12 protein-coding genes and 2 pseudogenes are annotated in these 13,435 nt (G+C 59.4%); 7 read left to right on the top strand and 7 right to left on the bottom strand.

Annotation, left to right across the window (positions count from 1 at the left end; all coding sequences use genetic code 11):
• Both NKI29_RS31385 and NKI29_RS31380 read right to left on the bottom strand, forming a co-directional pair.
• The coding region (locus NKI29_RS31385) for a ferritin-like domain-containing protein (RefSeq protein ID WP_502896747.1) at positions 1 to 433 on the bottom strand (433 nt) is incomplete at its 3' end.
• A 158-nt stretch (positions 434 to 591) separates the two neighbouring features.
• Entirely contained in the window at positions 592 to 1,314 is a 723-nt protein-coding gene (locus NKI29_RS31380) for an RNA polymerase sigma factor (RefSeq protein WP_352693759.1), read from the bottom strand.
• Positions 1,315 to 1,624: 310 nt separating this feature from the next.
• Between NKI29_RS31380 and NKI29_RS31375 the strand changes: the two genes are divergently transcribed.
• On the top strand, positions 1,625 to 2,014 hold the full coding sequence (locus tag NKI29_RS31375) for an ABC transporter permease subunit (RefSeq protein ID WP_502896746.1): 390 nt from the start codon (positions 1,625 to 1,627) through the stop codon (positions 2,012 to 2,014).
• 308 nt (positions 2,015 to 2,322) lie between these two features.
• Here NKI29_RS31375 and NKI29_RS31370 read toward each other — a convergent pair whose 3' ends face one another.
• Entirely contained in the window at positions 2,323 to 2,643 is a 321-nt protein-coding gene (locus NKI29_RS31370; RefSeq protein ID WP_352798433.1) for a hypothetical protein, read from the bottom strand.
• Between the two features lie 699 nt (positions 2,644 to 3,342).
• On the opposite strand from NKI29_RS31370, the gene NKI29_RS31365 reads away from it, so the two are divergent.
• A complete protein-coding gene (locus NKI29_RS31365) occupies positions 3,343 to 4,569 on the top strand; it encodes a pilus assembly protein TadG-related protein (protein WP_352798431.1) in 1,227 nt (408 codons plus the stop codon).
• 409 nt (positions 4,570 to 4,978) lie between these two features.
• On the opposite strand, the pseudogene NKI29_RS31360 reads toward NKI29_RS31365, so the two are convergent.
• From NKI29_RS31360 to NKI29_RS31350, 3 genes and pseudogenes are all read right to left on the bottom strand, one after another.
• Positions 4,979 to 8,381 (bottom strand): annotated as a pseudogene (locus NKI29_RS31360) (acyl-[ACP]--phospholipid O-acyltransferase).
• Between the two features lie 132 nt (positions 8,382 to 8,513).
• Entirely contained in the window at positions 8,514 to 8,660 is a 147-nt protein-coding gene (locus NKI29_RS31355; protein WP_352798430.1) for a hypothetical protein, read from the bottom strand.
• A 660-nt stretch (positions 8,661 to 9,320) separates the two neighbouring features.
• Entirely contained in the window at positions 9,321 to 9,557 is a 237-nt protein-coding gene (locus NKI29_RS31350) for a hypothetical protein (RefSeq protein ID WP_352450296.1), read from the bottom strand.
• 348 nt (positions 9,558 to 9,905) lie between these two features.
• On the opposite strand from NKI29_RS31350, the gene NKI29_RS31345 reads away from it, so the two are divergent.
• A complete protein-coding gene (locus tag NKI29_RS31345; RefSeq protein WP_352798429.1) occupies positions 9,906 to 10,388 on the top strand; it encodes a hypothetical protein in 483 nt (160 codons plus the stop codon).
• Positions 10,389 to 10,392: 4 nt separating this feature from the next.
• Here the strand turns inward: NKI29_RS31345 and NKI29_RS31340 are convergent, their stop codons facing one another.
• Complete coding sequence (locus tag NKI29_RS31340; RefSeq protein WP_352798427.1) at positions 10,393 to 10,671, bottom strand: hypothetical protein; 279 nt, start codon at positions 10,669 to 10,671, stop codon at positions 10,393 to 10,395.
• A 547-nt stretch (positions 10,672 to 11,218) separates the two neighbouring features.
• Here NKI29_RS31340 and NKI29_RS31335 point away from each other — a divergent pair.
• The 4 genes and pseudogenes from NKI29_RS31335 (at position 11,219) to NKI29_RS31320 (ending at position 13,425) form a co-directional block, all read left to right on the top strand.
• Positions 11,219 to 11,425: a hypothetical protein gene (locus NKI29_RS31335; RefSeq protein WP_352798425.1), complete on the top strand. Its 207-nt coding sequence runs from the start codon at positions 11,219 to 11,221 to the stop codon at positions 11,423 to 11,425.
• Between the two features lie 790 nt (positions 11,426 to 12,215).
• Positions 12,216 to 12,356 (top strand): annotated as a pseudogene (locus NKI29_RS31330) (NADP-dependent oxidoreductase); the annotation flags it as partial.
• A 198-nt stretch (positions 12,357 to 12,554) separates the two neighbouring features.
• Complete coding sequence (locus tag NKI29_RS31325; RefSeq protein WP_352748777.1) at positions 12,555 to 13,259, top strand: gamma-glutamylcyclotransferase; 705 nt, start codon at positions 12,555 to 12,557, stop codon at positions 13,257 to 13,259.
• Between the two features lie 43 nt (positions 13,260 to 13,302).
• Positions 13,303 to 13,425: a hypothetical protein gene (locus NKI29_RS31320; protein WP_352798424.1), complete on the top strand. Its 123-nt coding sequence runs from the start codon at positions 13,303 to 13,305 to the stop codon at positions 13,423 to 13,425.
• The last annotated feature ends 10 nt before the right edge of the window (positions 13,426 to 13,435 follow it).

Raw genomic sequence — 13,435 nt, 5'->3', positions numbered from 1 at the left:
CGAAGTCCCGCCCGAGGCCAGCTGCCTCCGTAACCGCCTTGAACCCCGCATCGAAATCTATGGCCGGCCTGTCGACGGCGTTCTTTGCAAGCGTCTTGCGGTAGAATCGGACGTGCGCAAGTTCGTTTTCAGCAACTTCCTGCATGAATTGGCCGATGGCGGGTGTTTCGAAGGACACTTTCTTTCCGCCGACGACATCGCCCGGTTTCGAGCCGGCATCGGCGTCGTCGATACCCTTTCCGGTGGTGCCGCGGAGGTAGTATTCAGCCTCCATATATTCGAGATTGAGCGCAAAGCGGAAAATGTCCTCGTCCGATATGTCCTGTGCCAATACCGGAGAAGGCCGCGCGATGCCGCCGAGTGCCGCTCCGGCACCGAGTACGACAAGTCCCTGAAGCGACTGACGCCGGGATAGGTGAAGTGCGCCCTGCATAGCGGTCTCCTATGTTTGTTGATTCAACACCGCTGTCAGCACCGCGGCGCCGAATGCATTTGCCCGACGATTAGATGGTCCGGGGCGCCGAAATATTCCCGTGTCCCGCTACAAAAGCCCCGCGAAAGAAGCCGGCGTAATCTCGGCGTGGACTGCGTCTACGTGCGCTCGGTCGCCACATTCAACAGATGAGTATTCTTTCGAACCAGGCTGATTGCGAGCCGATCTAAGACTGATTGCGCGAGGCGGTCACAACGGGCGCCAGCGAAGAGAAACGTATCCGTGAACACGGTGGTGAGCTTGTCACGCAGCGCCTCGCGAAGCAGCCGGCGTGCGCGATAAAGGCGGGTGCTCACTGTCTGAGGTCGCAATGCCAAAAGAAAAGCCGTTTCCTCAATGCTCATTTCCTCAACGTCCCGCATGACAAAGACGATGCGAAAGGGCTCTGGCAGGCCACCGACGGCCCCCTCCAGGAGGCCGCGGATTTCAACGAGCGCGGCTGCTTCTTCGGGATCAGGGTTGTGGGCGCTGAATGGAGCGACCATGCCTTCGATGGCTTTCACGTCGACAGTGGGCCGCCTTTTCCGGCGGCGTCCCAGCGCCTCGTTCAGCGCGATCCGGGTGAGCCAGGTCGACAGCCGCGCCTCCGCGCGGAATTCGGCCAGATGGGTGAAGGCGTGGATATAGGTCTCCTGAAGTACGTCCTCCGCCTCAGTGTCGTCATTCAGGACGGCGCGGGCGACCCGGTGAAGCCGCTGATTGTGACGCTTGATGATTAACCAGAATGCGGCGGGGTCACGCTGACGCGCGTGTTCAACCAGCCCCGCGTCGTCAAGGTCTTCGATCCTCACTGCCTCGTTGGATCCGGTCGGCTTCACCATAGGCGGTCCAGATGCATCAGCTTACTATGAGATAAGCGTTTTCCGGGTTTCGGTCTGCAGCCCTGTGGAAACTTGGGACTCTAGCGAACCAGAGGTCTGCTCACCACCCAACCGCGACGTAGAACGCTCCACGGCAGTAGGGCGGAGCCGAACCCTTCGGCCGGCTCGGTCGCGCCAGAAGCAGTCACTCCGTAGCGAGCCCTTGAATGACCGCAATGAGGCCGATGAACGAACCCGCTGGCCTGTGGCCCGCGGGTTCCTTCCTCGGGTACTTGCGTACGCCTGCCGGCGCCCGACCGGGCTGCCGCTCTTGTCCATCCTGTTCGTGGCATCGATCATGATGCCGCTGTTCCTGCCCGAAGCCTTGTTGCCCGACAAGTTCGTGCGTGCGCTGGTCGCCCTCACCATCTTCGCCGCGGCCTATCTCGCCGAGGTGATCCGCGGCGGCCTGCAGGCCATCCCGAATGGCCAATACGAGGCCGCGGCGGCGCTCGGCCTGCCCTTCTGGCGCACGCAATATCTCGTCATCCTGCCGCAGGCGATCCAGGTGGCGATCCCGGCGCTGGCCAACACCATCATCGTCATGATCAAGAACACCAGCCTTGTCCTGGTGGTCGGCCTGTTCGACCTGATCAGCTCCGGTAAGGACATGTCGCGGGCCGATCTTCCGACCATCTTGAATCGCACCCCATTGACTTGAGCCCACGGAGGACGCGCCCAATTCCATCGCCCGCTGAGATGAAAATTGGCCGAATGGACCTCATCCAGGTTGTGCTTTGGCGAGTGGCTGGAAACCAACGCCTACCTGGCAGTGAAGACGGTTGACGAGGAAAGCGAAACCGACGGGTGCGCGTAGGCCGTCTTCCGTGATCGCGGAATTACCTGAATCGCCGAGTTCGGTACTATTCACCGCGGCGGACCCCAACCCGCCCGGCCGGCGCCTATTCAGGCAAACTACCCCAACGCCCCCCAAGCGGCGCCGGCCACCTTCCCCACGAGGCGAGCGCTTCAGTTCCTCGGCAGCTTGTGGATCTCCAACCTGACCGGGCCGCCTCTGTCACAGCTCGTACAGAACAGGGCCCTTTCGACCGTGCTGAACAGCGCATCTTTGCCATAGGGCCGGACCAGGCCAGCGGCCTTCACCTCGGCATGATGTGAGCAGTTTTTGCACCAAGCGCGCAGCGTGTGCCATTCGCGCAGATCGCCAAGCGATACGTCGAGGCCGGCGTGCACGCTACCCGCAACGATGGCATGCGGCGGAACCGTGGGCTCGCCTGGTGTAACGATCTTCTCCATCACATGCCGGCTGTTGTAGTGGATCAGCAGCATCCCCGGCCGGCGCCTGATAGCTGCCTGCCAGGCGGCCTGGCTGACGCTCGAATCGGCGATCGACTTATCGTCTCAACGAGCGCCTTCTCCTCGCGGTCCCAAACCTCGATCCGGAAATTGTCCTCCGCTGTTTTTGCCATAGCTTCGCCGACCAGCGCTTTTGGCACTTCGCGACCATTCCTTCCCGCCTCAGATTGAAACAGAAATAAGGAACAAATTCCTCTCCGGTCAAGGCGCTCTTGACATTTTTGTTCTTATTTCGTTTGAGGTCGCAGGTCTTGGCGGCTTCCTGCAGGCGGGCGCGATCGAGGGTCCGCTCGCCACTGTGCGAGCAGTGGGAGCGGACCCTATCAGCGCATGAAGGGAAGGATACGCATGACGACGCTATCAACTTCAACCCGCCGTGCAAGTTCCAGGCGCCATTGTGCGCAGGATCATTGCCCAACGCGGTCAGACTTAGGTCCTGTGGTTTCGGGCAGCTCGAACATCCAATCGAAATGGCGCCGGCCTTGACGATCGCCAGACCGGCGCCAGACGGCGGCGCACTGGCGCTCGGCGGCGTCATCGTGGTGAATTTGAGACGCTGATTCAGCTGCTCCCCGCAAGCTGATTTGCGATCGAGACAACTTTACCGGCTCGCGAAACGGACCCTCAACATGCTGCCTCTAGGTTAGTCCCAGCTAAATGAAGGGGGCTTCCATGCGGGTGACCGAACGATTTTGGCGTTCAGAACGCGGCAACTTCGCCGTGGTGTTTGCGTTGGTCTTGCCGGTCGTGCTTTTGGGCGTCGGAGTGGCGATAGACTTTGCGCGCGTGAGCCGAACTGCCCAACAGTTGCAGGAGGGAGCCGACTCCACGGCCCTTCAGTTGGCGGTGGCAAGCGCGAACAGCAGCGATATGACGTCGGAACAGCGTCAGGAGAACGTTGATACTTTCGCCAGCCCCACCTTTGTGGCCACGCGAAGTCCCTATAGTGGTGACGCCCACCAGACGGTTGGATCAACCAATCCCACAATCGTGACGGTCGTATTGCACCAACCGCAGGAATTGGCCTTCTCGGCAATCCTTGGCGTCGATAAACTTGATATTAGCCGAAGCGCAACCGCGATTGCCTATCCGCGATACCCAGTCTGTCTTCTCGTGTTAGATCGGTCCGCCTCGAACGCATGGTCGAATTCGGGGTCTTCGTCGATAAATGGCCAGAAATGCGTTGCGCAGGTGAATTCAAGATCGGGGTCTGCGCTAGCCACGAATGGCTCATCGTCCATCAGGACATTGGTGACGTCAGTCGTCGGCCCCTCCGGGCCGTCTGCCGGCTTCAACCCTCAACCGCTTTTTAATCAGAAAGAGCTGGCAGATCCCATTATCTCCCGACTGGTCTGGCCAACAGACAATGTCTGCACCTACAATAACCTGGTGATCAAAAACGCCACCGCAAATCTCGTTCCCGGCACTTTTTGTGGAGGGCTCACTCTATCGGTCGGAGCGGTGGTCAATCTTGCCGCGGGAACGTATGTTATCAGGACGGGAGGGCTTTCGCTCTCCTCCGGCGCGGTTCTCGATGCAGCTGACGGTACCACCATCGTTCTACTCGACGATCAGGCCACCACCACAATGCAGGCCGGCGCCAAGCTACGCCTGACGGCGCCGACCAGCGGCCCGTGGTTGGGGATCGCGCTAGCTCAAAAACCCCAAGGCGTGGAGAGAACCTCCACGATCATTGGCGGTGGCGATACAGATCTAGGCGGTATAGTCTATCTGCCGTCACAAAAGCTTTTTCTTACAGGTGGGGGTGCATTGTCGACAGACAGTAAGCCTCGCATCTTTGTGGTCAACCGGATCGAGATGAACGGCAATGGCTCGATTTATCTTGCTGGCGCAAGTGACTTATTGACAACGAATTCTGCAACGAGACTGATGAATTGAACTTGGCTATAGCCAGCGCAGTGTTGTGAGACAGACTGCATTTGAGGTTCGCTTGCTTCCGTGTTGGACTGAGAGCCGATATCCAAGGCAACGCTTCCCGCATAGTTTCGTCGATAATGCATCATCTCCAGTGAGTTTCTGGTGAGTTAAACAACGGGCAATAGGCTAACTCCCGGACAATTCGGGAGATTCCCGGCTGAATAGCTGCCTTCCTTGGGCAGGTCTGCCGGCGTCAGATTGCCCCGTCACCTTCTTCGACGGCATCGACAGGCCCGAGGCGTGGTAGCCATCGAATGTCAGCATTCAACGTTGCCTATTTTTTACAAGAAGCGAGTCGAAGCCTCGTTCGAAACTGCATGCATCCGCGTCTAGCCTAGTTTCACGTGATTGGGCAAACAGGCCGACTTCCTCAGTCGGCTATTGTCAAGCCCGCTTGGGTTTTCATGTCTTCGCCGCTCACCTTTTTGGTCACAGCGGAGAAATCGAGCTTGCCTGAGCCGAGGACAGGCACTTTCGCAACGACGCGCACTTCGGCCGGCACCATCAGGTCCATGGCGCCGTTGGCCTTGGCGAAGGCCAGGAATTCGGCACGTGTGGCGTTGACGGCCTCGGTAATGAGCACCAGCTTTTCGCCCTTGCGCGCATCTGGCACGGCGGCGACCGCCGAGAGCGAGCCTTTCCACAATTCGCCCGCCAGCGCCTCGACGGCGGCCAGCGAAATCATCTCGCCACCGATCTTGGCAAAGCGCTTGGCGCGGCCTCGAATGGTGATGAAGCCGACGTCGTCGACGGCGACGACGTCGCCGGTGTCATGCCAGCCGTCTTCGAGCGGCTCGAGCACGCCCGGCTTCTCGGTGCGCAGATAGCCTGCCATGACATTGGGCCCGCGCACGAAAAGCCGTCCGCCATCCTCTACGCCAGGCACCGGGTCCAGGCGGTACTCCATCCCCGGCATGATTTTGCCGACACTGCCGGAGCGGTTGTACATCGGCGTATTGATGGAGATCACGGGCGCGGTTTCGGTCACGCCATAGCCTTCGAGGATGCGCAGGCCGAACTTTTCCATATAGGTCGCGCGCGTAGAAGCCTTGACCGGTTCCGCGCCGGCAAAGCAATAGCGCACTGAGCGGAAGTCGTAAGGGTGTGCCGTACGCGCATAGCCGCTGAGGAACGTATCGGTGCCGAAGATGATCGTCGCGTTCGATGCGTAGACCAACTCCGGCACGATGCGATAGTGCAGCGGGGAGGGATAGAAATAGACCGGCACGCCCGAGATCAGCGGCAGCACCGTACCTGCTGTCATGCCGAACGAGTGGAAGATCGGCAGCACGTTGAAGACCTTGTCGCCCGAATGGAAGTCGATACGCGAGGCGGCCTGGGCGGCATTAGCCAGGATGTTGCGATGGGTGAGCACCACGCCCTTAGGCGTGCCTTCAGAACCTGAGGTGAACAGGATCACCGCCGGTTGGCCGGGCTTGCGGGCGACCCGGGGTCTATTTTTGCGCAAAAGGCCGAGCAGCTTGTCCTTGAGGCCAATGGTGGCCCGCAGATCATCAAGCCACACAATATCGACCGAGCGGCCGAGTTCCTCGACCACGGCGCCAAGTTTCGCTTGTTCGACAAAGGCGCGTGAAGTCAGCACGGTGCGCACCTCGGCGGCCTTGCAAGCGGAGAGGATGTTGGCCGCACCGGCAGTGAAGTTCATCATCGCCGGAACCTTGCCGGCGGACATGATGCCGAGCAGCGTCGCACAGGCGCCGTTAGCGTTGGGCAGCATGATGCCGAGCGTCTGCTGGCCGGCATAGAGGTTTTTGAATTTTCTCGCCAAGCACGGCGGCGGCTGTCAGCAGCTTGCCGTAGCTCAGCGAACCGGTGACGGGGTCCTGCACGGCCAGTTGCTTCATGCCGCGTTCGCTCGCCGTCTGGATGATCTTCTCCAGCACAGTCTTGTCGATGTCCTGGGTGCGGAAGACGAGATCCGACATGACCTGGTAGAGGGCAGCACCCGCCGCTGCGCGGCGCTTCCGGCCCTTGAGATCCGGCGGTACTTCAAGTTTGGCCGGTTCTAGTATCGTCACCTTGACCTTTGGGAACAGCTGGCGGCGCACATGCAGCGAACTCAGCCGCGAAAAATAGCTCTTCTCCAGGCCGTCGATGCGCACTGGCACGACCATCGAGCCGGTCTTGTCGGCCACCATGGCGGCACCGTCATAGACCTTCATCAGGCCGCCGGTCACGGTGATCCGGCCTTCGGGGAAGATGACAAGCGGATCGCCGCCTTGCACGACCTTGATAAGCGTGCGGGTCGACATCGGCTTGGCCGGATTGAGCGGCACAGCGCGCGCAAGTTTCATGAACGGCTTCATCCACCAGGCTTGGGCGATGGTGTAGTCGATGGCAAACACCGGCTCCTCATCCGTCAGCGTCAAAGCCAGCGGCCCGTCGAGGAAACTGACATGGTTGAGCGCCAGGATGGGTGCCGGGCCGGCCGCCTGGAGGTTTTCCAGCCCCTCCACCTCCAGACGATGGAAGGCTCGGAACAGAATGGAAACGAAGTCGCGGAAGGCGTTGGTTGGCAGATATCTCAGCATCAGCCAGGCGGCGACCACGTTGAGTGCGGCGAGGCCGAACAGGATACCTCCAGTGGAGACGCCCGCTGCTTGAATCGCGGCAACAAGTATGCCGCCCACCGTCATAAAGCCTGCATTGACGATGCTCACGGCGGCGACGACGCGAGCGCGGCTGGCTTCGGGCGCCCAGGCTTGTACGGCGGCGAACGTCGGTACGACAAGAAAGGCGCTGGCAATAGCCATGCCGGCAAGGTCGATCGCAACATGGACCGTGTTTGGCCCGGCGAAGAATATTGCGAGCGTTTCGGCCCCGAGCGAAGGCTGCATACCCCAGATGGTCCAGGCCAGGTCCAAGCCGAATAGTGCCATCAACGGAGTGCCAACCGGGGCTGGCAAGAGCACAATGCGGCCCTGCGACATCCATGCGGCTATGGCAGAGCCAATGGCGATCGAGACGGCGAACACCGCGAGATAGGCGGTGACAGCGATTTCTCCGCCACCGAGCGAATCCTTGACCAACGCAGGCAGGATCGAAAGGACAATGGCCCCGATCAGCCAGAACCACGACGTCATCAGTCCGGCGCGCCAGATCCGCTTGTCGGCACGCAAACCGTTCACCTGTCGCCAGGTCGAGCGAAAGATGTTTTTGTCGATGACTAGGTCGGGAGCCGCAGAACCGGTGGACGGAATGTAGCGGCTGACAAACCAACAGGCCACGGCAAGGGTCATCATGATCGGCCCGAACACCGAGACGCCAATGCCATCGGCCGAGACGACGCCTCCGGCGATAGTGCCGCCGAGGATGGCGGCGAAGGTTGCCGATTCGATCCAGGCATTGGCGCGAGGCAATTCCTTGCGCTCGAGATGATCCGGCAAGATGCCGTACTTGATCGGTCCGAACAGTGCCGAGATGATGCCGAACATGAGCAACGCCATCATCAGCACCGGGATCGACGACAGCGCGATTCCAACGACAGCGACAGCCGCAGCGGCGATCTCGGTGAATTTCAGCCGACGGGCGATGAGCGCCTTGTCGAACCGGTCGGCGATCTCGCCACCAAGGGCGGACAGGAGCAGGAAAGGAGCCATGAAGACGGCACCCGCCAGCGTGACCAGTGATGCTGCCTTGTCCGCCGCCAGGGTGAACAGAATAAGGAACACCAGCGTGTTCTTGAGGAAATTGTCGTTGAAGGCGGACAGGAACTGCGTCCAGAAGAGAGGCGCAAAGCGCCGTGACGTCATCAGATGGCTGTTCGTATAGCCGTTCGTGGCGATTTCCATTGGGGCGGCTTCCATTAGGGCAAGACCGTTGAAGATCGTGGTCGTATCGATCAGCGGTCTGCGCGGTTTGAACTTCTTGTAGTGGGAACCCGGTTACACTTCGTTACTGGGGCTCGCATCGATCAGCGGCTTTTGGGTTTTGGGGTCTTCTAGCCAGTTCATGAAGCGGCTTGCCTCTTCCGCGTCTCGCAGGGTCTTGGTGATGGTGATCGAGGTATGCACGAGCCTGGTCGCGGCCATCGGGCAGAACCCCCTGGCGGCAAAGCTTGCTCCATGAAATTGATGCCGCCGTCATCATCCAAGCGGCGATAGCGAAAGTGGTATGGTCAATGTTTGCAGGCGCTTGAACCCTTGGGAGCGTAGCTGTTGGAGGTCATCGATATTGTCTTTTGGTTTCAGGTGTAGGTTGGGCCGGCGTTGGTCTGTTTCAGGTTCGATACAATCAAGCCGGTCTTGCGACGGTCCGGACGAACGCAGCGTCAGCGCTGCTCCGCAGCAGCACGCTGCAGACGGCGGTCGCCAGCCAGCTTGAGGCGCAGTTGCCGCAACCACTCGCCATCTTCTCCGAGCGGAACACAGGACGGCTACGCGAATCTGAGCACTGCCAAATCGGCCTAATTTTCCACTGCCGAATGGACGATGAGACGCGTAAGCGAGTTTCCGGACCGGACGCTATGCGTTAGGTTGCCCAAACGATGCAGAGGCGCTGCTGTGTTGGCGCGACACGCTCGACCGCAGGTGCGGACGGCATAAGAATTTTGGAGAGGCCCGTGGTGACTGGGGATTGCGCCGGTATTGGCGGCGCGCGAAGACTGGGTCGATATCTGGGGTCACGGCAGCACCTGCAAGGGCAACTTCATACCGGAGAATGGAGGCCGCGCTGGGAGGTTTTTGCTTCGGCTACCAACTCAAAGTGATTGTCTGCGACAGTTCGGCGATGTCGCCATAGATCATCGAACCTGGGACGAGAAAACATTTATCACCAAGGACTTCGAAGAGTGAGCTTGACGCGGTACAAGCCGGCAGGTTCTTCGAATTGGCGTACGTGCCGAGGGTCGCGGATTCGACCTTACGGGCTTCGGCACAGCCGACACTGATCGCGAGGATTGCGATAGCAGTGAGAGTCGTCTTGCTCATATTTTGCCCCTGGAGCCAGCTCTTGTCGCGTAAGTCGCGCGATGCATCAAAGTAGCACCGGCACGATCGGCTTCATCCATCGATTGGAGGAAGCGGGCTCATCCATAATTAGCAATATCTTGAGTAAGGCGCCGAGCGCACCAGACTCATGGAACGGCGCGCGGAATTTCCATTCGTGACGAGGTGGCGATCCCGGCCACCTTCGCAAACGGGTCACTCAGCACGGCGTAACGTCTCGATCCCGAGCTATAGCTTCCGCATTCGATCATCGATCATACCAAGGTGAAGAAGGGGCAGCAGATCGAGCCTACCGGAGAGATCACGCGCATACACGAGGAAGGCGGCAGGGTGACCGTCGATCTGGGACCGCTGGTGACGATCGACATCGACAAGGTCAGGCTGGTCGAGAAGTACAGGACGCCAAAACGCAAGAAGCCGCTGCGCGACATGGTGGATCAGCTCGCGGACCGCCGCTTATCCGCGACGTCGGTACCACTCAAACGAATGGCAATTTTCCGTCTGAATGCGTTTAGGGTCCATGCTCGGAGACCACGCATGGGTATCGCGCGGGAGACAGGTGACTCCCCGTTTCAAGGCGTCGAGATGCTACGAGCACTGAACAGTCAGTTCCTTAGACCTAAAGATCGGGCGATCTGCCAGCGGGTTGTCGACCAGGTAACCGCCGACGCCAAATGGTATGGCACCCCGATAGACGGTCAGATTCTAGTCTCGACCACGCTGAATCTCTTTCAATCAGGGGTCGTAAACGAAACGAATTTGCTGGCACATGTTCGCGCGCGGCGCCACGACTTCACTAAACTGACAGGCTAGTTCTTCACCCTCGCGACATGGGCGCGAAATGCGGCTCCTCGTAGTCTGCCGGCCTATTGTTAAGCAGATCGAGCGCCCGCTTTATGTCCCGTTGCAGATGGTCGATCGCTTCCCAATGCTCGCCAAATGGCTTGAGCGACAACTGCGCGTCGCGGAGTTCTACCGTCAGAAGCCACGCCTTTCGTTCAATTTTGGCGAGGTGATATTCGGAAACGGCTTCGTGTCGGCGAGGGTGCGGCATCCCGCAAAATAGGAATATATTCCGCATGCCGTCAAGGCACATAGACTTCGTCCTGCCCTCAGCGCCTGCTCACCGCGGGCATTTTGGGGGGAAGCATGAAAATCAAGTTATGTGCGTTTGTAGCCATCAGCGTTTTGTCGGGCTGCGCTACTCGCCCAGCCGACATCAAGCCCACGCTGGTTTCGTCCAGCGTATACGCGGGCAAGTCCTGCAGCCAGTTGGAAGCCGAACTTTACCGAAACGAGTTCCGACCTGGCGCCGATAATGGCCGTACAAAACAGGCGCGCGCCGTGACGTGGACGGCGTGTTTTGGCTTGGCTTGCCGGTTGGCAGCATGATGGACAACACGACATCAAGGCACGTGAAGCCAAGACCGGCGAGCTGAAGGGCAACATGAACGCGATCAACGCAGCCCGACGAAAGGGCGGCTGTGTTGCAGTCTGTAAGCCGTTCCAACGTTAAAAATTGTCGGGTTGCTCCCCGCCCTCGCGACTACGGAAGGGTCGTTTCATCGATTGACTCGCGTGATGGACCGGCAGTTAATCTCCCCGCCAGGGCAAAAGAGGGGCTATGAAACTGGGAGCAAACGATGACTGTCCAAAAAGAAGACTATCGAACCAACAGAGCCGACTACGCCATAGCTGCCATGCATAGCCGAGCGACCGCTGAGGGCGATCGTGACGATTTGCTGACGAGGAAAAAGTCCCTGTGGGTAACAGATCGGCGATCTGCAAAATTGGCTGCAAACCCGTCCGAAAGCTCGCCAGAACCCAAGGCAAAAGCGCGCGGTAAGTGAATCGGACGCTAGCCACTTTCTTACCGCCGCGTACTTCGTTCGCATGGTTCGATTATATTAGATTTATCTAAAATACTAACCAGCCAGTCGAGCATTCCCGAACGCTCGCTGGTCAGGCCCAGCGGCCCCCCTAACCCAAGCTGCTGGGCCGCCCTCAGAGCAAAGCGCGATGTATGAGCATACTAGCATTACGGTGATCGTCTCCACCTTGCCGGCCTTGCTTAGCACCACCTGGAAATCAGTTTCGAATCCCCGAATGTGCGGGGTCCAGGGGCCATCACTAGACATTTCGAGATTTGCGGTTCGAGCGGGCTCCCTTCATCGGCATGAGGGGTGACGGAGTACATCATCTTGGCAAATCAACACAGCCGGCATACTCGCCCCCTCGTTCGGTCGAAAGCTGGGTGGAACAATCAGGTGCGCAACTTGTCATCACTGATATTGCCGCTTCACCCCAGCTTTGAGCGTGCGCCCTTCAGCCTATGCGTGGTTCACCGTTTTTTCACTTTATTAGCGCACGTTCATAAACGGACATGTTGGTGTAGCTTGTACGTGCCCAAAGCCCCGGCGCAACGACTCAGCGCCGGGGCTTTTTTGTCCGCCTGGTAATCCGCGAGTTCAATCCGAGGTCGCTCTCAATTCGAACGCGAGCGAATTACGCCGCAAAGCCCCTTAGGCAAGACGCTGTGGGTGGCACCGCGGTGCGAAGCGCGAGCGCGGAGGAACTTTCTGGCACTCCGCCAATTATTCTGCATGTCCCAAACAGCACACGTCGAACCGCCCCGGCAGGGACGTTTCGGCCTGGCTCCAAGCGGGGAAGGTCAAATATCGTGAGGACATTGTCGAGGGACTCGCGAACGCGCCGATGGCCTTCATCGGTCTTCTCAAGGGCCGCAATTTCGGCAAGCTGTTGGTCAGGGTTTCACAGTGAGTAGAAAAGCGTCTCCCAAACCTAGATTGCCGAAACCACATGGAATCGTTCGAGGGCGAATATGCGGGGCGCTTTGCTGTCATCGGTGAAGGGGCAAAGACTCATTCACGCCGTGCATCGGTTCGTATCTTGCAACGCCCGTAGTATCTGCCAAGGATACGCGATCCTGATCCGATGGAGCACGGGATGCCGAGCCAAATGAGAAAGCTGACCTTGACCGCGGACCACGTCGCGCGGGTCCACAAGGTCGTTCAGGACCAGGGTTTGACGCCAGGTGCCGAGCTACACACCGATGCCGACTACGACAGCTGGGTCGAGCAAATGATCCGAACTCATCCGGCCCCGAAAGCACCGACCCGCCTGTTCGCCTACGGCTCCTTGATCTGGAAGCCGGAGATCGAGCATATCGGTGAGCAGGTAGGCCTCGCTCGTGGGTGGCATCGCGCTTTCTGCTTTCGCATGACCCGTTTTCGGGGCACGCCGGAGCAGCCAGGCCTTATGATGGCCCTCGATCGTGGGGGGCAATGCAGCGGCGTCCTGTACGACCTGCCAAAGGACAACCTCGAACGCCAATTCGGCAAACTCTTTCGACGCGAATTCACCTACAAGCCGGCCAACAGCATGCCCCGGTGGATCACGGTGGCGACCGCTTCCGGGCCTATCTCGGCCTTGGCCTTTGTGATGAACCGCGCGTCACCTCTCTATGCCGGTGGTCAGTCGCTTGAAGCCGTTGCCGATGTCCTGGCCCTGGCCTGCGGTCATTGGGGAAGCGGGGCCGAATACCTGTTCAACACGGTTTCTCACCTCGAAGCCAAAGGCATACATGACAGCAGCCTCTGGCGGCTTCAACGCCTTGTGGCGGAGTTGATAGAGCGAAACCCGGCGGAGCGGAACGTTCTTTGAGCCGACGGAGCGGTCGCTTCAAGCATCCGCAGTTGGCGCGAACATGACCTGCAGCATTGTCACCCGCGATGTCCGCTTCCGGGCGGAGGCTGAAGAGACTGCCACCGCACTTTTCAACCTCGCCAAGGAACACCTCGAACAGCTCAAGGCGAGGCCATCGACTTAAGCCTAGCTGT

Source organism: Mesorhizobium sp. M0678 (genome assembly GCF_040320505.1).
Taxonomy (GTDB): Bacteria; Pseudomonadota; Alphaproteobacteria; order Rhizobiales; family Rhizobiaceae; genus Mesorhizobium.
The sequence above is the reverse complement of the archived record's forward strand: the minus strand, read 5'-3'. Positions and strand labels throughout refer to the sequence as shown.

Bases quoted from the DNA above. Each gene is read 5' to 3' on its own strand.
- NKI29_RS31380 (WP_352693759.1), bottom strand. From the start codon at position 1,314: ATGGTGAAGCCGACCGGATCCAACGAGGCAGTGAGGATCGAAGACCTT.
- NKI29_RS31370 (WP_352798433.1), bottom strand. From the start codon at position 2,643: ATGCTGCTGATCCACTACAACAGCCGGCATGTGATGGAGAAGATCGTT.
- NKI29_RS31365 (WP_352798431.1), top strand. From the start codon at position 3,343: ATGCGGGTGACCGAACGATTTTGGCGTTCAGAACGCGGCAACTTCGCC.
- NKI29_RS31355 (WP_352798430.1), bottom strand. From the start codon at position 8,660: ATGGCCGCGACCAGGCTCGTGCATACCTCGATCACCATCACCAAGACC.
- NKI29_RS31350 (WP_352450296.1), bottom strand. From the start codon at position 9,557: ATGAGCAAGACGACTCTCACTGCTATCGCAATCCTCGCGATCAGTGTC.
- NKI29_RS31340 (WP_352798427.1), bottom strand. From the start codon at position 10,671: ATGTGCCTTGACGGCATGCGGAATATATTCCTATTTTGCGGGATGCCG.
- NKI29_RS31335 (WP_352798425.1), top strand. From the start codon at position 11,219: ATGACTGTCCAAAAAGAAGACTATCGAACCAACAGAGCCGACTACGCC.
- NKI29_RS31325 (WP_352748777.1), top strand. From the start codon at position 12,555: ATGAGAAAGCTGACCTTGACCGCGGACCACGTCGCGCGGGTCCACAAG.
- NKI29_RS31320 (WP_352798424.1), top strand. From the start codon at position 13,303: ATGACCTGCAGCATTGTCACCCGCGATGTCCGCTTCCGGGCGGAGGCT.